Source organism: Burkholderia sp. BCC1998, from assembly GCF_905339875.1.
GTDB lineage: Bacteria > Pseudomonadota > Gammaproteobacteria > Burkholderiales > Burkholderiaceae > Burkholderia.
In genome coordinates, this window is record NZ_CAJPHE010000014.1 from 38,952 (window position 1) to 59,279 (window position 20,328).

General features: G+C 61.0%; 26 protein-coding genes. 16 read left to right on the plus strand and 10 right to left on the minus strand.

Annotated elements, in window-relative coordinates; translation table 11 throughout:
* Positions 1-71: 71 nt before the first annotated feature.
* Entirely contained in the window at positions 72-296 is a 225-nt protein-coding gene (locus U5A56_RS22910; protein ID WP_257775985.1) for a hypothetical protein, read from the plus strand.
* Between the two features lie 80 nt (positions 297-376).
* On the opposite strand, the gene U5A56_RS22915 is transcribed toward U5A56_RS22910, so the two are convergent.
* The 4 genes from U5A56_RS22915 to U5A56_RS22930 form a co-directional block, all read right to left on the minus strand.
* Positions 377-619 (minus strand): hypothetical protein, encoded by a 243-nt coding sequence (locus U5A56_RS22915; protein ID WP_124615433.1) that lies wholly within the window; start codon positions 617-619, stop codon positions 377-379.
* Complete coding sequence (locus U5A56_RS22920) at positions 616-771, minus strand: hypothetical protein (RefSeq protein ID WP_257775984.1); 156 nt, start codon at positions 769-771, stop codon at positions 616-618. Before U5A56_RS22920 ends, U5A56_RS22915 begins: the two co-directional genes overlap by 4 nt.
* Before the next feature lie 121 nt (positions 772-892).
* Complete coding sequence (locus U5A56_RS22925; protein WP_257775983.1) at positions 893-1,225, minus strand: hypothetical protein; 333 nt, start codon at positions 1,223-1,225, stop codon at positions 893-895.
* Between the two features lie 9 nt (positions 1,226-1,234).
* Positions 1,235-2,239, minus strand: coding sequence for a PRTRC system protein D (locus U5A56_RS22930; RefSeq protein WP_257775982.1), 1,005 nt, complete (start codon positions 2,237-2,239; stop codon positions 1,235-1,237).
* A 1,162-nt stretch (positions 2,240-3,401) separates the two neighbouring features.
* Here U5A56_RS22930 and U5A56_RS22935 point away from each other — a divergent pair.
* Positions 3,402-4,544 (plus strand): integrase domain-containing protein, encoded by a 1,143-nt coding sequence (locus U5A56_RS22935; protein ID WP_257775981.1) that lies wholly within the window; start codon positions 3,402-3,404, stop codon positions 4,542-4,544.
* Between the two features lie 374 nt (positions 4,545-4,918).
* Here U5A56_RS22935 and U5A56_RS22940 read toward each other — a convergent pair whose 3' ends face one another.
* Positions 4,919-5,590, minus strand: coding sequence for a Lar family restriction alleviation protein (locus tag U5A56_RS22940; protein WP_257775980.1), 672 nt, complete (start codon positions 5,588-5,590; stop codon positions 4,919-4,921).
* Positions 5,521-6,153: a hypothetical protein gene (locus tag U5A56_RS22945; protein ID WP_257775979.1), complete on the minus strand. Its 633-nt coding sequence runs from the start codon at positions 6,151-6,153 to the stop codon at positions 5,521-5,523. The genes U5A56_RS22940 and U5A56_RS22945 overlap by 70 nt, the downstream gene beginning before the upstream one ends.
* A 139-nt stretch (positions 6,154-6,292) precedes the next feature.
* Here U5A56_RS22945 and U5A56_RS22950 point away from each other — a divergent pair, with 139 nt between their 5' ends.
* Positions 6,293-6,745, plus strand: coding sequence for a hypothetical protein (locus U5A56_RS22950; RefSeq protein ID WP_321924736.1), 453 nt, complete (start codon positions 6,293-6,295; stop codon positions 6,743-6,745).
* A 165-nt stretch (positions 6,746-6,910) separates the two neighbouring features.
* Here the strand turns inward: U5A56_RS22950 and U5A56_RS22955 are convergent, their stop codons facing one another.
* Positions 6,911-7,234 (minus strand): hypothetical protein, encoded by a 324-nt coding sequence (locus tag U5A56_RS22955; protein WP_257774577.1) that lies wholly within the window; start codon positions 7,232-7,234, stop codon positions 6,911-6,913.
* A gap of 703 nt (positions 7,235-7,937) precedes the next feature.
* On the opposite strand from U5A56_RS22955, the gene U5A56_RS22960 reads away from it, so the two are divergent.
* The 10 genes from U5A56_RS22960 to U5A56_RS23005 all read left to right on the plus strand — a co-directional run bounded on the left by U5A56_RS22960 (position 7,938) and on the right by U5A56_RS23005 (position 15,435).
* Complete coding sequence (locus U5A56_RS22960; protein ID WP_257774576.1) at positions 7,938-8,978, plus strand: N-6 DNA methylase; 1,041 nt, start codon at positions 7,938-7,940, stop codon at positions 8,976-8,978.
* Positions 8,979-9,209: 231 nt separating this feature from the next.
* On the plus strand, positions 9,210-10,880 hold the full coding sequence (locus U5A56_RS22965; RefSeq protein WP_257774575.1) for a PRTRC system ParB family protein: 1,671 nt from the start codon (positions 9,210-9,212) through the stop codon (positions 10,878-10,880).
* Positions 10,881-10,961: 81 nt separating this feature from the next.
* Positions 10,962-11,408: a PRTRC system protein E gene (locus U5A56_RS22970; RefSeq protein ID WP_257774574.1), complete on the plus strand. Its 447-nt coding sequence runs from the start codon at positions 10,962-10,964 to the stop codon at positions 11,406-11,408.
* 11 nt (positions 11,409-11,419) lie between these two features.
* Positions 11,420-11,638 carry a PRTRC system protein C gene (locus U5A56_RS22975; protein WP_226117973.1) on the plus strand — a complete coding sequence of 73 codons (219 nt, stop codon included), beginning with the start codon at positions 11,420-11,422 and terminating at the stop codon, positions 11,636-11,638.
* Complete coding sequence (locus U5A56_RS22980) at positions 11,631-11,849, plus strand: hypothetical protein (protein WP_257774573.1); 219 nt, start codon at positions 11,631-11,633, stop codon at positions 11,847-11,849. Before U5A56_RS22975 ends, U5A56_RS22980 begins: the two co-directional genes overlap by 8 nt.
* Positions 11,771-12,880 (plus strand): PRTRC system protein F, encoded by a 1,110-nt coding sequence (locus U5A56_RS22985; protein WP_257774587.1) that lies wholly within the window; start codon positions 11,771-11,773, stop codon positions 12,878-12,880. Before U5A56_RS22980 ends, U5A56_RS22985 begins: the two co-directional genes overlap by 79 nt.
* Before the next feature lie 12 nt (positions 12,881-12,892).
* Complete coding sequence (locus tag U5A56_RS22990) at positions 12,893-13,621, plus strand: PRTRC system protein B (RefSeq protein ID WP_257774572.1); 729 nt, start codon at positions 12,893-12,895, stop codon at positions 13,619-13,621.
* The gene (locus tag U5A56_RS22995) at positions 13,618-14,253 is read left to right on the plus strand and encodes a PRTRC system protein A (protein WP_257774571.1); all 636 of its coding nucleotides are present in this window, start codon (positions 13,618-13,620) and stop codon (positions 14,251-14,253) included. The genes U5A56_RS22990 and U5A56_RS22995 overlap by 4 nt, the downstream gene beginning before the upstream one ends.
* The gene (locus U5A56_RS23000) at positions 14,253-15,071 is read left to right on the plus strand and encodes a PRTRC system ThiF family protein (protein ID WP_257774570.1); all 819 of its coding nucleotides are present in this window, start codon (positions 14,253-14,255) and stop codon (positions 15,069-15,071) included. Before U5A56_RS22995 ends, U5A56_RS23000 begins: the two co-directional genes overlap by 1 nt.
* Before the next feature lie 85 nt (positions 15,072-15,156).
* Positions 15,157-15,435: a hypothetical protein gene (locus U5A56_RS23005; RefSeq protein WP_257774569.1), complete on the plus strand. Its 279-nt coding sequence runs from the start codon at positions 15,157-15,159 to the stop codon at positions 15,433-15,435.
* A 543-nt stretch (positions 15,436-15,978) separates the two neighbouring features.
* On the opposite strand, the gene U5A56_RS23010 is transcribed toward U5A56_RS23005, so the two are convergent.
* From U5A56_RS23010 to U5A56_RS23020, 3 genes are all read right to left on the minus strand, one after another.
* On the minus strand, positions 15,979-16,395 hold the full coding sequence (locus U5A56_RS23010) for a hypothetical protein (RefSeq protein ID WP_257774568.1): 417 nt from the start codon (positions 16,393-16,395) through the stop codon (positions 15,979-15,981).
* Positions 16,396-16,531: 136 nt separating this feature from the next.
* Positions 16,532-17,971, minus strand: a complete 1,440-nt coding sequence (locus U5A56_RS23015; RefSeq protein ID WP_257774567.1) for a thiol-activated cytolysin family protein — start codon at positions 17,969-17,971, stop codon at positions 16,532-16,534.
* A gap of 121 nt (positions 17,972-18,092) precedes the next feature.
* Positions 18,093-18,509 carry a LuxR family transcriptional regulator gene (locus tag U5A56_RS23020; protein WP_257774566.1) on the minus strand — a complete coding sequence of 139 codons (417 nt, stop codon included), beginning with the start codon at positions 18,507-18,509 and terminating at the stop codon, positions 18,093-18,095.
* A 436-nt stretch (positions 18,510-18,945) separates the two neighbouring features.
* Here U5A56_RS23020 and U5A56_RS23025 point away from each other — a divergent pair, with 436 nt between their 5' ends.
* From U5A56_RS23025 to U5A56_RS23035, 3 genes are all read left to right on the plus strand, one after another.
* Positions 18,946-19,233 (plus strand): hypothetical protein, encoded by a 288-nt coding sequence (locus U5A56_RS23025; RefSeq protein ID WP_257774565.1) that lies wholly within the window; start codon positions 18,946-18,948, stop codon positions 19,231-19,233.
* Between the two features lie 142 nt (positions 19,234-19,375).
* Positions 19,376-19,837 (plus strand): hypothetical protein, encoded by a 462-nt coding sequence (locus U5A56_RS23030; RefSeq protein ID WP_257774564.1) that lies wholly within the window; start codon positions 19,376-19,378, stop codon positions 19,835-19,837.
* Between the two features lie 90 nt (positions 19,838-19,927).
* Positions 19,928-20,320, plus strand: a complete 393-nt coding sequence (locus U5A56_RS23035; protein ID WP_257774563.1) for a hypothetical protein — start codon at positions 19,928-19,930, stop codon at positions 20,318-20,320.
* Positions 20,321-20,328 lie beyond the last annotated feature (8 nt).

Consider the following 20,328-nt stretch of genomic DNA (forward strand, 5'->3'; position numbering starts at 1 on the left):
CATTGCTTTGTTTGCCCGGTGGGGATACGTCCCCGCCGGGCCGTATTGCGCCGGGCCTCATTCGGAGACTGATGATGGCCTTTCGTATGTTGCTGGGAGAGTTCGAGATCGTCGCGACCACGGGTGCGGAGAATGGCAGGCAGCCGACGGTGTTGTCGAAAGCGCAGGCGTTCGACGTCATCGACCGGAAGTGCGAGGGCGAGGCCCGTTATGTGTTGCGGGACGAGCCATTCGAACCGGCTGTGGACTTCTGTATGGCATGGCTCGCGCAAAAGGCGGCCAGTCGTAGACATTGAACTTGAAGCGAAGCGGCTCACCATTTGGTGAGCCGCTTTTTTTTTGTCCATGGATTCTGCATCGGCAACGGCCCCGGAGCCTACAGCACGATCCGCAGGATCAGCAAGAAAAGCTTATAGGCGCCCGAAGCCCACACCGCGCCAATCGCTCCACCGATGAGAAACGGCTCGGCCAGACTCCCATAGTGGTGCGCATGCAGAACGATGCCGAAGAGCCAGACGAAGGCGAAGGCGTATGCCAGGATGAAGCGTCGGACCAGGAACGGCAGGCGCTTGTACAACTGGTGAGCTTCCGTCGCGATCGCTATTACCTTGTTGTTCATTCGTGATCTCCAGAGACATGTTCGATCTTGGCGAGCCCCGCGAAGAAGTATTCGATCGCGATGCGCATCGCAACAAAGCTGAGCCAGAGGTACGGCGACGACAGCTTGTGGATCAGTTCGCCGTGGCGAATCCAGTCGATGAGTTCCAGCATGGTGTGCATCCTATATGCACCGGTGCATAGCGCGATGCGCGCCATGAACACCGGTGTTATGTATCCATCTTCGCAGTTCCAATCCAAAGTCAAGCTGCGATAGCGTGCTGCGGCGGCCCTGTCATTCGAAGTAGCCCGCAAGTTGTCCGCCTAGCTCGTCACCGAAGCCACTACTTTCGTGACCCGAGTCATCCACCCGAAGCACCTGGAATCCCTCGTTGTCGACCGCCGCCGGCGTGCGCGCCGCTGCCGCCGGAGGAGGCGAATACGTTTGCGTCGTCGCCTGAGCAGGCGCGCGTGCGTATCCGGTCAGCTCCTGACGGAGCGTTGCCTCCGCCAACGACCGCAGAATCGTGGCGCGATGGCGGGCTGATGTACACGCGCTCAGTCGCTCGAAGAGCAGCGGCGACACGAGCGGATTGATCGTGACAGTCATCTCGATCTTGTCGCTCATGCCGTCTCCTTAGCGACGTTCGCGAGCAAGGCCCGCTTCCCCGACCATCAGGAAGCCGCGCACGTTGGCGAGGCACGGTGCGTCGATCACCTCAATGAGAACGCGCGGAAACGCGCGTCGGATGACCGCCGCATAGAGCGCTGCGCCGCCGCCGGAAAGAATGATCGACCGCACGTTCGGCAAGCGGCCTACGTTGTTCTGCATTTCCTTGACGACGCCCGAAATGAGCGGTTGGGCCTGCTCGAGGTACGGCGCAAGATCAATGTTGGTTCCGTAGAAGAAGAACGGTGTCTGCTCCCGCAAGGCCTTATCGATACGTTCGATGTCTTCGACTGCGTCGCCCTGGTCGCGCGCGACGAGGCTGGCGATGCGCTGGTAAATCTGCGATGCGCCGCCCGGCATGCCGCCGCTGCGGTTGTCATCCATCGTGAAGCCATTCGCATACACCCAGTCGGTCGTGAAGTAGCCGACGTCGACAACGAGGTGGGCGACGTCTCGCCCGAACTCGTGCTGGCGGTTGCTCGACGCCAGTACCAGCGAGCCGAGCGGCTGTGGGATCACCACGACCTTGTCGACCGTGACCCGGCCCGCCCCGAAATCCAGTTCCCCGGCGAACCGTTCCTTCAGGTCGGTTGAGTACTTTTTCATGTTGTGGACAGGCAGGCCGAGCACCAGCCGTTCAATGTGCGTGACGCCAGAAATGTGGATCGCGCCAAACAGGAGGGCGGCATAGTTGTCGGACAGCACGTAGTCGTCTGCCAGCGCTCGGCCAGTATTGCCATAGGCTGCGGTGAGCGGCACGTCGGGCCCGACTTCGTATTCGACTTGGTCGATGACGATCGTCGAGACCTTACGCGCGGTTAGCACGCTCTCGCCGTATCCGGATAGCGTGCGGCTCGCGGCGAGGGGAGTCAGCGACGGGAACATGCCGGTCGCGATCGTTCCACTTGCGGCGCGGTGAGCGTATTTCGTGTTGCCATAGCCGACATCGACGGCGAAGACTGCGGTTTTCAAAGGCGACTCCTATGGGATCGAATGGGACGGTGCCACAAATCAAAGTCGGACTTGAAGTCGGACATTGAGCGCAGCGAGAAAGCGAAGTCGGACATGAAGTCGGACTTTGTCGAATGAGCGTCGCCAAAGTCCGACTTGATCTGGAAGTTTGCGCAGTGAGCCCCGCACAACTCCGAGTTGAAGTCCGAGATTGCTGAACCCAGTCTATCGAGCGATGCGCGAAGTCAAGTTGCGCAAAGCGCGCCGGTTCCCGTCAGCTTTCGGCCGGCGAGTCGGCGCAAATCGCTCTATTCTTCTTCTCACCTACCGCGTCATCGACGCATCGAAACCGAGTGCAAGGCACTCGCTCGTCCTCTTGGCCCGCAACGGGCCCCAAAAAGCAGTCAAGTGTTCGGGCCGCACAACGAAGCGGCCTTTTTGTGAATCAGATCAAGTACACAGCGGTCAACAGTGAGGACCGCTGGACAGTGCGATATCCATACGATCGGCGACGGTTTGTCGCCACAGGACAGCACGAGAACAAGTGGAGCCCCGGACACCGGACGCTTTACGAGCTCTCATGCGCGTCTGAACACGCCTTTTCAGCGATCAATGCTGGGTGCACTCAGGAAGCCCGATACACCGCGGCCGACATGAGTGTGCTTGGGGGCGGGGGAAATCATGCGACCGGCAAAGGCCCGGTATCGCGATTCCCTGACAGGAAGAAAAAACGGTCTGAGCCGCCGTACCCGAAAGGTCTCAACAGGAATTACCCGGCATACAACCCGGCGTCCGCATTCGCGAAAGCGGCGGGTGTCGCGACGCGAGCGAGTCGGCTTGCAGGGTAGCCACGAAGCTGTACCCGCGCGGAGCTTCTCGGCGCAGCGCGACCGATGAGGGAGCGCACGAATGGCGACGTCTTGCGCGAAGCGCGAGGCGAGTTGTTCAGGCAGCAGGTTGGACAGTCGGCGTGCATGTACTTCCCATGCACCGGGCTGATCGGATGGAAATCGCTAAAGGACAGGAAGACGCAATACCGAGCCGGCGGAATCCGGCAACCGCGCATTGCGCGAAGCGGGTTGAGCTGCCACGGGTTCGGGGCACGGCGCCAGGTAGGGGCGTCGCGAACGCGCTGCGGTAACGAATTAACGAAGGCGCGGCGTGGGCCGCAAGGAGCAAATGCATGGCTGTGATTCTCAACGTGCGTGCGGTCGTGGGCCGCTATCGGTTGTCGGCCGAGTTTCGGGACGCGCTGCTCGCGCTGTTTAATGCGCACGTCGCAGATATCCATAGCTCCACACGCATCAGCACCCGGACGCTCTCGATCAGGACCCAGGAAAACCGCGCGACCGCGCTCTGCAAGGCGTTTGTTGAGCTGCGCGGAGGCGGCTTCGCGTTGCAGACCCCGTGGTCGCTGAAGGAGAAGCACGTGAAGTATCTCGTCACGCGGTGGGTCGATGCGGGGCAGTCGGGCGGTCGGATCGAGAACAAGCTCACCTACCTGCGCGCAATCGCACTGTGGATGGGCAAGACCAATCTGGTCGGCACGCTCGGCGATTACGTGGACCGGCAAGCGGCGGGCCTGGTGCGTAGCTACGTGGCGACTGAGGACAAGTCATGGGTGGCGCATGATGTAGACGCTGCAGGGAAGATCGATGAAATCGCGTCGACCTGTCCGTATACGGCGGTGCAACTCAAACTGCAGGCGGCGTTCGGGCTGCGGGTTGAGGAGAGTTTCATGCTGCGGCCGCTCGAGGCGGTGCGCAATCCGCAGACACTGGCCGTTACGCGAGGCACGAAGGGTGGTCGCCCACGTGAAGTGCCGATCGAGCGGAAGATCTCGATTCTGGAAGAGGCGGCTCGACTCAGCAATGGTTCATCGGGGTCGACGATTCCGGCTGGTCGCACGCTCAAGCAATGGCGAGACTGGTACTACTACGTGCTCGGCAAGCATGGGGTGACGAAGAACGGGCTAGGGATTACGAGTCACGGCTTGCGCCATGAATACCTGCAGACGCTATACGAACAGGTTGCCGAGGTCCCGGCGCCGATCAAGGGGGCGTCGGTCCGGCCAGATCCGCAAGCGCACGAAGAGGCGAAGCGCCGCGTCGTGGCGGCCGCGGGGCACAGCCGCGAATCGAAGGCGAATGCCTATCTGTCGACGTTCGCGCGGCAGGAGGCAATGCGCAAGCAACTGCCGACCGTGGAGGCGGTTGAGGCCGCCCTGCGGGCCGCCGCCGGCAACAAAAGTCATGCAGCGGCAGCGCTCGGGATTTCGAGGGCAGCGCTCTATCGGTTGCTCGCATCGACTCAGGATCGGAAGTAAGCGTCGAAGAGGGCACGGTTGGGAAGGATCGCGTGCGCGTCGCTCTGACAGTCGACGAGATATCCGTCTGCAGGGAGTTCTGCCGAGAGCGTCGGCGCACGTATACAAGGTGCGCCGGCGCCTCAATGCGGTGGAAATCGGATCGGCATGTGGTCGGGCCGAGGCCGAAGCTCCCTCTCGGGAAACGTGTGGAGCGAGGGCGTTTCGAGCGCCGCAATCGGCGGCGCTGCCCGAGAAATGACGGGTGAAATAGGGCGTGTTATGCCTGCTGGGCGGATGGCACGTTCGGTAAGATGGACTTGTCTCTCAGGTTCTAGCTCGGCCCTCGGATATGGCTAGAACTCTTTCGAAGCCGGCTCGCGCCGGCTTTTTTTTCACCAGCGATCCCGATCGGGCATCGCGTCGACGGCCATCGCGATCCGGTCTTCGAACAGGAAGTCCATGTGTTCGGTCGGCGACGCAATCTTCGGGAACTGCACGTAGTCGTGGCCGTCGATTTCCACCCATTTCGCGAGCTGGACGAGCTTCCGGTATCGCGCGGCGTCTTCGAGGACCGGGGAAATCGGCCACGTGTCGATGGTGACGACGGCAGCGTCGACGATGCGTTGCGCGAGCATCTTGAAGACGGGGCCGAGCGTGGCCCAGTCACCCTCAGCACGAGACAACAGATCGAGGATCAACTGCGCATCGCATGCGCCGAGCTCGCGTTCGACAAGCGTTTGCAGGTCTTTCTCGCACGCCTTTGGACGGCTCAGGCGCCGGTTCCACGTTTCCGCGCAGCGGGTCTTGGCGGTGAGCTCGTCATCGCCGATCGGTTCCCACTGTGTCGACAAGCCGCACCCGGTGCAATGGATGCAGACGAGCTTTTCGGTCAGCGGTGCTTCGGGTGGGCGCGGCAGCACGTCCCCCAGGCATGGCGGCCCGCCAAAGCGCCCGAACTGGCTGAAATCAAACGCGCGGTTCTCTCGGCAATCGATCAGCCGTTGCGATCGCCCGATCGTCGGCCGCCCTCCGCAGTGGTCGCAGGGATAAAGCTGCTCCAACATTTGTAATATAAAAATAAGGTAGAGACCGGCGCATTATTGCCGCTTTTTTGTGACAGACAAAGGGGAATTAAACGGAGAATGTCCCCATTATTAGATTCACGACTCGGTAACTTGCACTCTGAGGCGGTTGCGGGCGACCAGACGGCCGCGCTGCGCGCGGCAGCTTCGACGCGCTCCAGGTACCGAAGATAATCGTCGGTATCGCGTCGGGTAACGGTCATCGGAATGATGGCCACGGTGTGCTCGTCGCTCGTCGCGCGAGCAAAAATCCGGCGGATCGAGTCCGGCTGATCGACGATCCAGAAATTCCACTGGCGGACAAAATGCCACCAGGTGCGCGCCCTCTCCAACTCGGCCCACGTCGCACTGAACTCCAGCACCGCGCCGAGGTTCGTGAAAAAGGTGCATCGAATGCCGACATCGTCGGCGGCCGCAACTACCACCTGGCGGCCACGCGAGATCGAGCCGGGTTCGCGGCATGCCATCGACAGGGCGGGAAAGCGCGGCGCCCAGTCGTGGGAACGGGAGACGGCGCGGTCGAGAAAGAGTGATTTGCCTTGCATATTGGCCTCCATGGGCATTGAGCATGCATCCATCATGCCGGCCGCTACGCAATGTCAAGGTGCATCGCCGCCGGTAGCCTAAAGGGGGCGCTCCGCGATGCCGTAATCACTGGACATTACAACCGCTTGAGCCTCCTACATGAAGCCGCCGAAGTCCGCGATTCGATCCAAGTCCGATCTGTTGCCCATCCCTGCCGCGGATCGTGACGGGATCGCACTCGAGTGCTATCTCGCGCTGAGCACGCTCCGGGCCGGTCAGGGAGGTCGCCATACGCTGGCCTTGCTGACCAATGCGCTTGTCGCGGCGTATTTCCTGTTGGAGGCGGGGGTAGGTGATGAAAGCGAGAGTCGGGCGACGTTAGCGGGCGCGCAGGACGCGATCAACGAAATCGACTCGGATGCGGTGATCGCAGGACGAGGTGCGGTGACACCGGGTTCCTCGGCAGGCGCGATCGGTGGGTTGCTGGCGCTCTACGATCGGCAGCTGAGACGGGCGCCGCGCGCGACGGTGGCCCGGATCGTTGCGCAGGTGAATGCATATTGGCGAAAATCGTCCGGGGCGCCGAGTGAGCAGGAGCGGCTCGCGGCCTAGGCAGAACAATGACGGGGCGACGCGCGGTGGTTCCGCATGCTCAAGGTCCCGGATACCGGGCCGTAAACCCGGTTGGAAAATTGGATTTTTTCTCCTCGTTGTACTCCACCTCGCCCCGCACTTGGTATCCAAGGCGGGGTTCTTTTTTAGCTCCAGTTCAATCGGTCATCGCGCATTGCGCTTGGCCGGCTCGGACGGGTTGTATTCGCGACCGGTCGCCTTCTCGGTCAGAAACCATTGGCCGCTCGACAGGCGGGTGACGTGGCAAAAAGGGAAACGCTGCTCCATCAGCATTTTCTCGTTGGCGTCGCGTTGGTCGCGCCAATGTCCAATGAGTCGAAGAATTTCCCCGATCCCCCACCCGCAGGCGAACAATCCTGCCAATGCGCGTCCGCAGATCATCCTGGTGTGGGGGCTGAGCCGAGTGAAGACCATCAGAAGGTCAACGATTAGCATGACGATGATCGTGATTGGAACAAGACGTTGCATGAAGGTTTTGGGCTCGGATTGGAAGTTCCCAAAGGCAAGCCGGTTGGCGTGAGGACCAGCCGGGCTTAGGAATGTGGTGTCTTTGCGTGTCTAGCGGTTGCACTCCTGCATCGTGCCGTCGACCGCGCAGTTGACCTGCTATGCGACATCGAACGGAACGTGGCTGCTCCTGAGAACGAGACGCTGGGCCAACAGCCCGCCAGTTCGATTGTGGCCAGTGGCCACCACGTGCTCAGTCGGAAAGACACGTCAATTCGGTCAGCTTTCTCGGAACCGTCATAGGAGGGCGTCGAAGCTGCGAAAGCTATACGTTTTTCTCGAGCTTTCTGGGTTTGCCCCCTCAACCGGTTGAGCTGGATGGCGTCTTGCCTAAAAAGTGTGCAGGGGGCTCTCCGTCACGCCCGGTGCGGTCTTCCGGGACTTTTCCACAACGTTGTTCAGGGAAATTGTGAGTATCTTGCTCGCGTTCCCCTACGCGCGGCTGGCAAAAGCCCATGTGATATCCCGCCCATTGCCCGGCCAGTGGCGGGCGACCACGCGATACGATCCATCCACCTACCGCGTCATTGACGCATCGACCAAAGTCCGCCGCCGGCGGCCTTCCATATCACCCAGACGGGACCACTCCCGTCGGGCGTGCACTCCCGTTGATCCTGGAGAGCACCATGTCCCATCTGTATATCTGCGCCCGCGAGGTGCTCGCATGAGCCGCAAGAGCGCAGAACGCAAGCACGACCAGACCGCGGACCCGTATCAGCGCGAGTTTGTGCAAATGATTAAGGCTTTCTCGTACGGCCAGCACACGCATACGGTGTTTGCCGACTTCGTCGAGTTGGCCGCGCTGTCGATCAGCAACAGCGTCGATCGCACGCAGTTTGAGGCGCGCGAGAAGCGTTACCTGGAAATCGTCGGGAAGTACAAGCGCGAAGACGTCGAGCGGTTTCCCCGCATGCTCGGTGCGCTGACGCTGTCATTCGAGCATCGGATGCAGGTGTCGGAGAAAGCCGGGACGGACGAGATACCTGTCTTTGAAGGTATGACCGACGTGCTCGGCGAGACCTACATGATGCTGGAGCTGGGGAATGCCCGGGCAGGGCAGTTCTTCACCCCGTACCACGTGTCGCGCCTGATGGCGATGATGACGACCGGCGACGGTCAGCCGCACGTCCGGCAGCACGGATTCCTGCGGATGCAGGAGCCGGCGTGTGGTGCCGGCGGCATGGTCATCGCGACGGCCGAGTCGCTGGCGGCCGCTGGTCACAACTATCAGCAGACGATGCATGCGACCTGCGTCGACATCGACCCGGTCTGCGTACACATGGCCTATCTGCAGCTGTCGTTGCTGCATATCCCCGCGATCGTCGTGCACGGAAACACGCTCACTGGCGAGGTATGGGGCGTCTGGTATACGCCAGCTCACGTCATGGGCGGCTGGCGATGGAAACTGCGTCGACGCGAGCGCGAGCTGGCCGAAGCGGCGCGTGCCGTCGGGGCGGAGATGGGGGGCACCCCGCCCGCCGACGGCGTGCCCGAGCCTGAGCCGGAGGCTATCGACACGATCGAGTCGTCCGTCTCGACGCCTCTGGTCGATGACGAAGACGGTGATGTCGCCATCGCCGAGCCGGAAGTGATCTCAGCACGGCCGGACGACCGGGGAACGATCTTCGACCTGTTCGAGGACGCTGTCGAGCTGACGAGTCCCGCCGCGATCTTTGCAGCGATCGACCAGATGACGTTGTTCTAGCGGCTATCTCTTGAACCCAGCCCGATCCTCGTGATCGGGCATTTTTTTTGAAAGCTGAGCCGAACCTCCGGGCTTTCTCGTCTCCGGCTGAAATTTCGCGCGGTATCGTTGTCCCATCTATCGCGTCACTGACGCATCGACCCCGCCGGCTCCGCCGGCAATCCATTGCCTATCAACCCCATCGGGAACCACTCCCGACGGGGGGCAGGTTCCCACTCTGGAGAACCTGTCATGCAACACGCCAACCTTCAACAACCCACCGTTCCCCTCGGTCGCATCGTCCTCGGTCCGAACCCTCGAACCTACTTCGATGACGCCGAGATGGACGAGATGCGAGCGTCCATCCGCGCGCGCGGCGTCGATACACCCGTGCTCGTGCGTCCGCTCGACGACGATACGTTTCAGCTGATCGCCGGCGGACGCAGGTACAAGGCCGCGATGGACGTTCACGGCGAGACCTATGACATGCCGGTGTCGATCAAGTACGTCGACGAGATCGAGGCCGAGGAAATCGCGCTGGTGGAAAACATCCAGCGTGCGGACATGTCACCTGGCGAAGAGGCGGTCGCCGCGGCCAAGATGGTAGGCCGCTGCAAGGGCGACCGGGAAGACGCCGCCCGTCGCATCGGCTGGAGCCTTCCGACGCTCAACAGCCGGCTCGCGCTCATGAACTGCAGCGCGAGCGTGTTGGAAGCGCTCAATACGCGGAAGATCAATCTCGGCCACGCCGAGCTGCTCGCGGCCATTTCGAAAGAAAATCAGGACAAGGTGTTGCCCGTCATTGTCGATGAGAAGCGGACGGTCGCCGACGTGAAGAAGCTGGTCGAGTCCGTGTCGTGCTCGCTGAACGCGGCGATCTTCGACAAGGAACAGTGCACCAGCTGCCCGCACAACTCGTCCACGCAGTCTGCACTGTTTGGCGAGTCGATCGCGGACGGCAACTGCACCAACCGCGGCTGCTACAACGAAAAGACCGAGAAGCAACTCGAAGTGATCGCCACCGGCGTTCGCGACGAGTTTCCGCTCGTTCGGATCGTGCGTCCCGGCGACAACCACACCCGCGTGCAAATTGCGGTCGATGGACCCAACGGTGTGGGCGAAGACCAGGCGAAGGCTTGTCACTCGTGCCAGAACTATGGCGCCGCGGTGAGCGCGTTGCCGGATTCGATCGGCAAGGTGTTTCGCGGCCAATGCTTCGATACCGTGTGCAACATGAAGAAGGTTGCGGCACGGATTCAAGCGGCGAAGGCGGCGAAGCAGCCTGCGGCAACCGCGAAAGCGGGAGCCGCGCCCGAGAAGGGCGCCGCGAAGGCGAGCGGCTCCAAGTCCGAGCCGGCAGCCGTCACGGTCGTCGCGGAATCCGACAAGGTGAAGCAATACCGTGTCGCCGTCTGGCGCAAGGCACTTCGCCGCGATATCGGGACAAACGGCTTGCTCGCACGCCAGTACCTGATCGCGATCGTCCTGGCCGGATACGCCCGGCAGATCAAGGATGACACCTTCCGACTCGTGTTCGAGAAGATGACCGAGGAGAAGGTGCAGTCTGGTGATCTCGCGAAGGCGATCGATCTGGTGCAAGCGACGAGCGAGCGGCAACAGGTGGATCTCGTGACCGGCATGCTGCTTTCCGCGATCGAAGGTCTCGACGTGCTGTACCTGACCCAGCTTTGCAAGCAACACAAACTGGATCTGGCGAAGCATTGGAAGCTCGACAAGACCTTCCTCGAACTGTTGACCAAGGCCGAGATGATGGTCGTGGCTGACGAAATCGGTCTGCGCATTGCGATGGGCGACGACTTCAAGAAGGTGTTTTCGAAGTCGAAGTCGGAAGTAATCGAGGCGCTGCTTAACGTCAGCGGTTTCGACTACGCCGGCAAGATTCCGAAGGTCCTCAAGTTCTGACATGCGGGGCGGCCGTGCGCCGTTCCCGTCCTTCATTTGTGCCGCCATCGTGCGGCGCTTTTTCATTTTCCGGAGATTTCCATGTTTCAAGCACTTGAACCGCTGATTCGTTCGGCTGGGACGTTGACGTTGTCACTCGCGATGGACGGCGACAACGTGGTGGTGTTCCTGACGCCGCAAGGCGGGAAGGACGCCACGCTGCGTCAACCGCTCATCCTGAAGGCGCCGGCTGCGGAGCTGGACGAAGGGTTCGCCGCGGCGGTCACCTCCTACTCGACGGCGCACAAGTCGCTCGAGGAGCAGGTGGCGGCAACGAACGCGATCCTGGACGAGCAGAAGGCTACGGAGGTGACGAAGGCGCAGAAGGCCCTGACCAAGGGTTCGAAGGTGCCGACGGCCGGCGCAGCAGGCGGTGCTAATGACGACGACAACGACGACGACGGCGATCAGCCGGCACCGTCCGTGCTGCAGGATTCCGTGGCTGAGTCGAAGCCGGCAGGCACTGATCTCGCGTCCTTGCTCATTTAAGGAGATATCTCATGTCGATCAGCATCGCAGCGGTCGTTCGCGAATTCCTCTACAACGGCATGGCCTTGATGGATCCCGGTGTGGCGTTCTCTCCCGATCAGGTGCGGGATCTGTACACCGCCCAGTATCCGGAGCTGACGACGGCCGCCGTCGACGGCCCGCAAATCAAGGGCGAGGTCATGTCCTACACGTTCGTTCGCGCGGCTGGCGCCAAAGGCGCCCATGCGTAAGGACCCTCTGCTCAAAGCCCTGTCCGATCCGGATGGTGGCTTCAACCAACAGGAACCGGCCGAAAGGCCGGTTTTTTTATATGACGAGGAAATGCGGAAATGTTCTTCGATCCTGCACTCCCTGATTCAAGCATCGCAGCTGGCTCAGCCGCGCCCTGGCAACCGCCACGCGCTGCCGCTGCCCGACGTCGACCTGGCGCTGATCTTCTGACGCTTCCGTCCTTCTCGGCGGAGGTGCCGGGGGCGGTGCGGTTGAAGTGGCGTGAAGACGTGCACTTGTCGGAGCTGGTGCTGAAGCATTTCCAGTACGGGCCGCTGCGCGCAGGGGACGTTCATGATCCGGCCGACGCAGGCGACGCGTTCCAGCAGGCGTTTCATGCGTGGGCGCAACGCCAGTATGGGCCTCTTTCCCGGCTCAGATTCAGGCCGCGTCTGTTCGATGCGCATGCGGTTCGTGATGTTCTTGATTGCATCGGTAACGAGAACAACGGGGACGACCCGACGCCGCTGTTCTTCGGGTTCGGCCTTGAAGATGAGTGGGTGTACTCGCTTGAAGGGGCGATCGAGACACTGCGGTCGGTCCACCCGTTGCTCTTCCGGACGGTGATGGCCGAGTTGTACAGCGCATCAGCTCGGACGATGTTCATCCGGACGCCAGACTGGTTCATGTACGAATTTTCGTGCTGGTACTGGGACGGCGATCCGAACATTTCGGACAAGGATGCGGACGAAGCGCTGAAGGAACGCTTCGAGGACGACACCGTAACTCGTTCTGCATATCTGCCGTCGGTTGTTCGGCCACAGCTTTGTCCGGACGACGCCGATCCGTGTGTGTTTAGCGGCGGTAGATGGCGTAATCGACGCGCCCTGACGGGCCCGGAGCTACTTCGGCTCCGCGCTTGCAACACGGGTATGCCACGGCGCGTCTGCACCGAGGTGCTCAAGCTGCGGGCACTCATGCGCCGTAGCCGAACACGAAATCTGTTTCACGTGAGCTACGCCGCAAATCCGGCTTACGCGCTTTGCTCGGTGATCGTCGAGGACAACCAGTTTGTCGGTGACCTTCTCGATTGCCATTTCGACAATGAAGCCCAATCCGGTGATGCGACCACCTACAGCGGATTTTCCCGTTTGGCGTCGACCCCGAAAGCTATCCGCCGCCAGTACGCCGACCTGGCACTGGCGTTCCGAATTATCACTCACCTTGACCGGCTTCTTGCGCTGGTGAGTCATCCCACTTAAAGGAGTTTTCATATGTCTGGTATCTCGGCCGGTCGCACCGGTTCGGATGTCGCGTTGTCGCAAGCGTTGTTGCTCTATACCGGCAAGGACGGTGCGCACTTTGCAACAGCCCACGCTGTCATTGCTGACCGCCAAAGCGGTCGGCCCATCATTGGCGCCGGTCGGCCGCTCGACCGGAAGGTGCTTGTTCAAACGCTTCAGCAGCTCGCGGAGCACGTCGCACCGCGGGCGGAGTTTTTGCCTGCAACGGTGCTCGGGGTCTCGCCTGATGCAGTCACGTGGTGGTGTCCGCCAGCGATGCGTCGAGTGTTCTTCGAATGCGAGAGCCTGGGTAAGCGAAGTGCTGTGGTGCCGCATCCGGGGCTGGTGTTCCAGGCCTCGAATCAGGGCTTCCGCGTGTTCGCGGTGGCAGGCAGTGTTCGCCCCGTTCGCGAGACGCCGTTGTTCGAACCGCCTTACTTCAACACGTGGGATGTTGGCGCGATCTGTATCGGCAGCGCACGCGTACCGAAGCGGGTTGATGTCGCGTCGATCGATGGTTGGGAAGCCGGCTTCTTCGACTCGGCGTTCACGCATCCGAACGCCGGCGGCAAACGGATCGAGTACAAGGACGGCGAATACGCATTCTGGCGCGACATGCTCGACGGCAAGTTCGGCGAGACGTTTCCGCTAAACGCGCTTGTGCCGATGAAACGGACGGTCGAGCAGCTGGTGAACGGCCAAATCGGGAGGGGCGCATGAATCCGCTCGATACCGTTCTCCAGCAGTCGTTCCCGTCGGTGATGGTTCCCTCGCGGGAGTCGGTTGCGCCGATGACGCGGTGGGGTGAGCGCCTGCTCATTGCATCGGATGGCGTCTATCTCGAAGTCCTGCGTCCTTGGGTGAACGTGGTGCGTCGCATCGCGCAGTACGAAGTCTCGACAGCTGTCCCGTACGGGAAGGTCGAAGAGACGACGGCGCTCTTGTGCGGGCAGATTCCGGCCGCGCTCGTCGCGGAGTTTCATGCGATGGCTCGGGCGGCATTGCCGAACGAGGTCGGTGCGTGGATCGTCTGGAACAGCGTGACCTTTACCTTCCGCATCGTTGCGTTACCTTTGCTGTCGCACGGGCCAGGGCATCTGGTCTATGAGCGGCCGCGACTGGCAGAAGGCGAATGGTTGGTGGTCGATTGCCATTCCCATGGCGCTGGCCCGGCGTTCTTCTCGCGCACGGACAACAAGGATGACCAGCATGACGTGAAGTTTGCGCTCGTGCTGGGCCATTGCGATCGTACGCCGTCCGTCGCGCTGCGGCTTTGCGCGAAGGGGATCTTCGAGAAGTTCGAGCGCGCGCCCGAGTCGTGGGCGGCCGCGTGGACGATGGAGGTGATGTGATGAGCGAGGTGATCACACACAGTATTCTGGCCGAGATGATCCGCCGGCCGTGGCGCGTCGTCGTGGTTGGAGCCGGCGGGACCGGGAGCGCATTTCTTCCTAGTCTCGCGCGGTTGCATTACGCCATGATCGAGCTCGGCCATCCTGGCGGGATCGAGTGCACGGTGTACGACGACGACACCGTCAGCGAGACAAATGTCGGGCGGCAGGGGTTCTATCCCAATGACGTCGGGCATTACAAGGCGCTGCTGCTCGTGAATCGGCTCAACAACCTGATGGGGACCAACTGGGTTGCGGAGCCGCGGCGCGTCGATTCATCGGTGCGGATCGTCGCCGACATCGTGGTGGGATGCGTCGACTCACGTCGCGCGCGGCACGCCATTGTGCAGGCAGCGAAGCGGGGGAAGTGTCACTACTACCTCGACTGCGGCAATGAGACGGATCGTGGTCAGGTCATTCTCGGGGAGTTTGGCAAGGCCCGGCATGACCGGTTGCCCCACGTGGGCGATCTGTTCCCGGAACTGCTGAACGCTAAGAATGACAAGGGCGACGACACACCGTCCTGCTCAATGGCCGATGCGCTGCGCAAGCAGTCTCTGGTCATCAATCAGGCGATCTCGGTGCAGGCCTACAACCTGCTCTGGACGCTGTATCGGACGGGATCGCTGAAGTATTCCGGCAGCTTTGTGAACCTGGAGACGGGGCGCACAAGCCCGATACCGATCGATCCTGCCGCGTGGGCGCGCTTCGGCTACGACGCGCCCGCGCCGAAAAAGCCGAATGCTCGCAAGAGCCGGAAGCCGACTGCAACAGATTGACTTGGCCGCCTCATTTCGAGGCGGCTTTTCTTTTACCCAGCGGGTGGCTGCCCGGTGGGGCGGCGCGCGCAACATTGGAGCAAACATGAAGGATGTTCGGGATACAGCGAAAGCGGTTCGCGATGCTGACTTGCCGCATGCAGTAATCCGGTTCAAACGTTCAGTTCAGTTTCCACGGTTCAGCATGGCCAAAGGCGAACGGTGGGGGGGCGCCGTCTACGGTAAGACAGCGGACCGAATCGCTGTGATCAAAGCGGGAGATCGGTTCGATTTCGCGGGCGGCAAGTGTCTTGCGATCGACGTCGAAATCATCTACGAAGGACCTGGCAACCTCGATTTCAGTCGGGGCGCAGGATACATCTAGTCTTACTGCGTCACGAAAGTGGCGCGTCGCTGGCACGCCCGCAACAAGGGCATAACTCCATACGGGCGAGCAGATGATAGCTCCGGCATGACGCAGGTTTTTGACCGAAGTCCGCACATAACGCTGCGCGCGCAGGACTGCCGCGTGGGACGTAAACGCCGGGAACGGCAGGTAATTTTGCGACGAAGCTTTTTTCTGCGGCCGGACTATTCGGCGATGAGGCGGTCGGTCATTACGAAGCCGTAAGCGACGATACTAAAGCTTGCGTGATGATGAACCCTCGCTAGCCGCGCCCTTCGTAGTGCCCCAGACCGAAGTTCTGCTTCGAGTCCTGACAGTTACGCGCGATGTGCGAGCGCTGATGGACAACGCGAGCCAGCACGTCGATGGGCATATTCTCGGGCAGTGTCAACAGATAGTGTCCGCCCGAGGATCTCCGCGATAGCGGGTGCGCTCGATATCGCCAAAGCTGCAGGGCTATGAGGGCATCGAGCGGTCTCGAATGGTCGGAAGGGACCGGGACGGTCCCTCGCGACGATCTTGTCAGCTGACCTGCTTGTGTTTCGTCAGATCGACGCTCATGTCGGTCTGCCCATCGCAACCGAAAAGTTGAAGCATTGGAAACCGCGCGGATAGACTCTTTCGCAGATTCTTTGCGAAATTGTAGCCATCGCATATGTCCATGTAGAGCTTTCCTTTCCAGTCGCCTTGCACCATTCTGATCAGCGCGTCAGAAAATTGCTGGGCGGTGAAGTCGGTGAATGAGTCGTCTTCTTCCCCAAACACCAGCGGCGTGCCATGCGCGGTGACCACCAGAATGTCGTCACCGGTCAAAGGCCCGAAGACCTGTTGGAGGGCTGCGCGGCGACATCCGCTATAGCGACGTTCAGCCTTGAATTTCTTGGCTGCTTCGGTTACTTCTTCGTCGTCGCGACACCAGCAAAGTAATGTTGTGCTCATGGAAAACTCCTTAAATCGGTTTGATTGATGAGAAGCGGCACCGTCGCGGGTGTTCAGCCATCAGAAGGCGGCGGCGCGGTACCGATTCGCGCCGGCCAGGGGCAATTCCAACTAGATGCCGACTTTGGGGAGGGCACTATGCATCGGGCTGCATCGAGAAGGTTTGGCTAAGCGTCGTGCCACCGATCTTCACAGTCCGATTTGGCACGAGAGGCATGCCGCGCTTGTCCCCGGATGTCCGCCACCATTCCCAGGCGAGACCCGTACAGCCCTCCGCCTTGATGTCGATCATCCGCGCGTTACCGCGAAGCGGGATCTCCGTTGCGAAGGGTGCGGTTCGGTCACGACCGCTTCCGTCCCACGTTACCCGACGGGTGACCTTGGAGCCGTTGTCGTAGCTGATTTCGTCCCACGACACCGTAAAGCGAGCGACATAGCCACCGGTATGCTCGAATTTGATCTGCCCGCCGGAATAGCACTCCGTCTTCTCGGCGACATACTCGGTCTTGCCATGCACGCCGGCGGACATGCCATCCTTCAGGTAGACGGTGGTGTAGTTCAGAGGCGCGGCCGGGTTGGCCGGCGAAAGCTTCGTATTCTCGAAGATGATCTTGTTGATCTTTTGTGCATCCTCCACGCCCGCCAGACTCAGGCCCGAGTAGATTGCTTCCGACCCGCCGAGCGCAACGAGGCTCACGTTGATTTGGCTGAGCTTCGCTTTGTACTCCGTGGAGCCGCGGGTGTCTGTTTGAACACCGTTGGCCGTGACGCTGGCCTTCACCGTCGCTTCGAGCTCAGTCGAGGACAATGACGACTCGAACTTGAGAAAGATCTGGCGCCCATATTGCACGTTCTTGACCAGCAACGGCGGGTGAGTGGCACTGACACCCGCCTGCGACAGATCATCCCACGACGTTTCCTCGTCGAAGACGTCCGCGGGGGCACGCGGCCGTTCAACGGACACCGTGTAGAAAATCTGCTTGAACTGAACGAGATAGACCGACTTCTTCTCGACGCTCTTGCGAGAGAAGTCGATCCCCATCTTCTGCTTCAGATAGGTCACGTCGCAGCCGAACTTGAGCGCGAGCTCGTTCTCGTCGTAGACGAGGCTGCTGCGGTACTGAAAGTTTGCTGGCAGGCTCCACTCGCCGCCGTGACTGCCAAACCATTTCGCCAGGACGGCGTTGATCCCGGCCTGTACGTTGGCATATGTCGGCACGGTCGTGAACGAGCCGTCGCTGGTACCCGGCAGGTTGATGGTGAAATTGAGCGGGGCTTTCTTGCACGCGAGCTCCTGTGGCTTGCCGTCGAGCAGATCGTTGCTGGCAAAGAGCAACGCCCCCGGATAGGTGACGTCGTCGTAGGCACTCGGAACGGCGATGTCGAAATTCGCGTCGTAGCTGCATTTTTCGCGCGTTACGACCAGATAGGTGGATCCGTCGAAGCGGTCTTCTGCAGGGTGATCGATGTTGGCAATCCGCGTCCCGTTGAAAACCATCACGGTCCTCGGATCGTATTTGAGGGCGGCGATCTTCTCGTTGATCGATTCACGGTTACTTGTCACGGTGGTATTCATTTGTTGCTCCGGTTTGTTTGAATTAGGAACGCCGGTGGAATTCATGAATATGTAAATCTCCCGTCGGCGTTTTGAAACAACAGACGGTACTGCGATGCCAGATTAGGATCGAATTGCTGGGCTAGTCGATGCCACATTTTGCGTATTGAGATGCAACCCAGGCGACCAGGGTACGAGTTGAGCTAAATCCCATTTTTTGACGTAGGCGCTCTCTATGCTTGTCGACAGTCCGTGGGCTTATGCCGATCACTCGAGCGATGCATTTGCTGCTCCCGCCCAGGCAGAGCAGTTCTAAAACGCGAATCTCGGCTGGGCTCAGGCCGAGCGATGCGAGTCCAAGTCTCGCGATCCAGCCTGACGGTGCTGGGACACCAAGAAACGGAACACCGGTCGAAGTGGTGCCCGCTTTCAACATCGCGCGGCTGACGTGGCGGCGTGACGTGCCGAGACCGATGCCGAGTCGCGCAGCGATCTCGGAGTTGCTGAGCCCCCGACGTAGTAGTTCAAGAACTTCGGCTTCCCGCGGCGTGAGTGGCATCAGTTCTGACGCTCGGACCGGTCGATTACCAAAGTTGGGGAGCACATTGAATGTGCGCTTGCCACCGGCTTTTCGAAAATCGAGAGCGACCGGCGTGGTGCGTCATCGGGATATTTGACGCTGAATCTTGCTTCGCATGAAACCCGCAACCTTCGGATGCACGATCGCACGCTATTCTAGGCAGACTGCATTGTTCTGATACCAGCGCCTCCCGAGGGATCGGGCAGGCGCTTTCTTTTCGTCCAGAGGAAAGCGGGGCGGTTTTCCCGATGATTTCGCTTACCGGCGCACGGCCACGCCCCTAAACTGGATCTACTTCTCGCGCATTTGCGCATCGACCTAACCGTACCGACTCAATCGGCACGTTCCTACGTTTCAACCCGTTCGGGAGTCCATCCCGTCAGGATCAGGCTCCCTCACTCAACTTGGAGCCTTCTTGAACACTTACCAACTTGCCGCACGCGGCCAAACGAATGGCTGGAACCCCACGTGCAACGACGTGAACACGCGTAACGCCTTCCAGATGCTCCCGATCGAAGTCGCGGCGCAAGCGGAGGACGTTGACGAGTTTCGCGCGATCATGAACAACCCGGCATTTGATCCGATCGGTGCACGGCCCCGCTTCTTCGCAGAGGTGGGTCGTAACGACCTGGATGACGAAGCCAATGCGCGCTACCAGCGCCTCGTCCCGTTGCTCGACGAATATCGTCGACGCTTCCACTGATCGGTTCCCGCCGGTCCGCAATTCGTGAGCGTGCGGTCCAACGCACGTATGTAGTCGGGTAGGCGCTGTCACCTACCCATTTCTCCCGCTAGGGCAACTGCCCTATCGGGCCGGTTGCCATTTCCTTCAAGAGGCAACCCGCATGTTCAAGCTCTTTATCTCAATCGTGGTTCTGTCCTGCCTGACCGCGTGCGCGTCGGTTGACTTCGGTTCGCCGGACATCTACCAGCGCTACGACGTCCAGCACGCAGGCTCCATTGAACAGGCCACCGTCATCAGCGTCCGCGGCGTCACGATGGACAGCGGATCCGACAACACGGGTCTGTCGTCGCTGCTCAGCGCAGGCGTGAGCGCCTTCCTCGGCTCCCGCACGATCGGTGGCGGTAATGGCCGCTATATCGCTGGTGCCATCGCCGGCGCGGGCGCCGGGTTTATCACGCAGAAGGTATCGGCGGTCCTGCAGCGTCACGCAGGCGTCGAGATCGTTGTCCGTACCGGCGCCGGCCGAGTGCTGGTCGTCGTGCAATCGGACGACCAGCGCTTCACCACGGGCGACCGGGTGATGCTGGTCAGCAGCAATTCGGGGCTGCGCGTCACGCGCTGAGCCCATTTTCAGTTCCGGCGATCGCCGGCTTTCCCATGCATAGCGAGGCACTCCGAAAGGGGGCCTCGCTTTTTTCTTTTCGAGGTTGTGATGTTGAAAGTACCGAAGATGTTCTACGCCGATCGGCGTAGTGCTGGCGCGGCGTCGGACGCCGCCCTGACCCACCAGGCGACGCAAATGCTTCGGCGCGTCGCGATCGACCTCCGGCTGCGCCGTAGTGACCATGAAATCGTCGCGGAACCGGCTCGACGGGGCCGTGGCTGTCGTGTCACGTTGCGCACGCCAGCGATGATGCTCGAGGTGGCCGACTCGCCGAGCCGGCGAGCGGTTGCCGTCGACTTCCGCACCCGGCGCGGCCGCTCGGATCTCTCCGGCGGTGGCGACAACGCCGTTTCGCTAGACCAGTTGGCGTCGAAGGATGGCTACGATGAATTCCTGAGCGGGCTGCGGCTCGCTGACGGTTTGGATCACGAGCGGCGATAGGAGGTCGA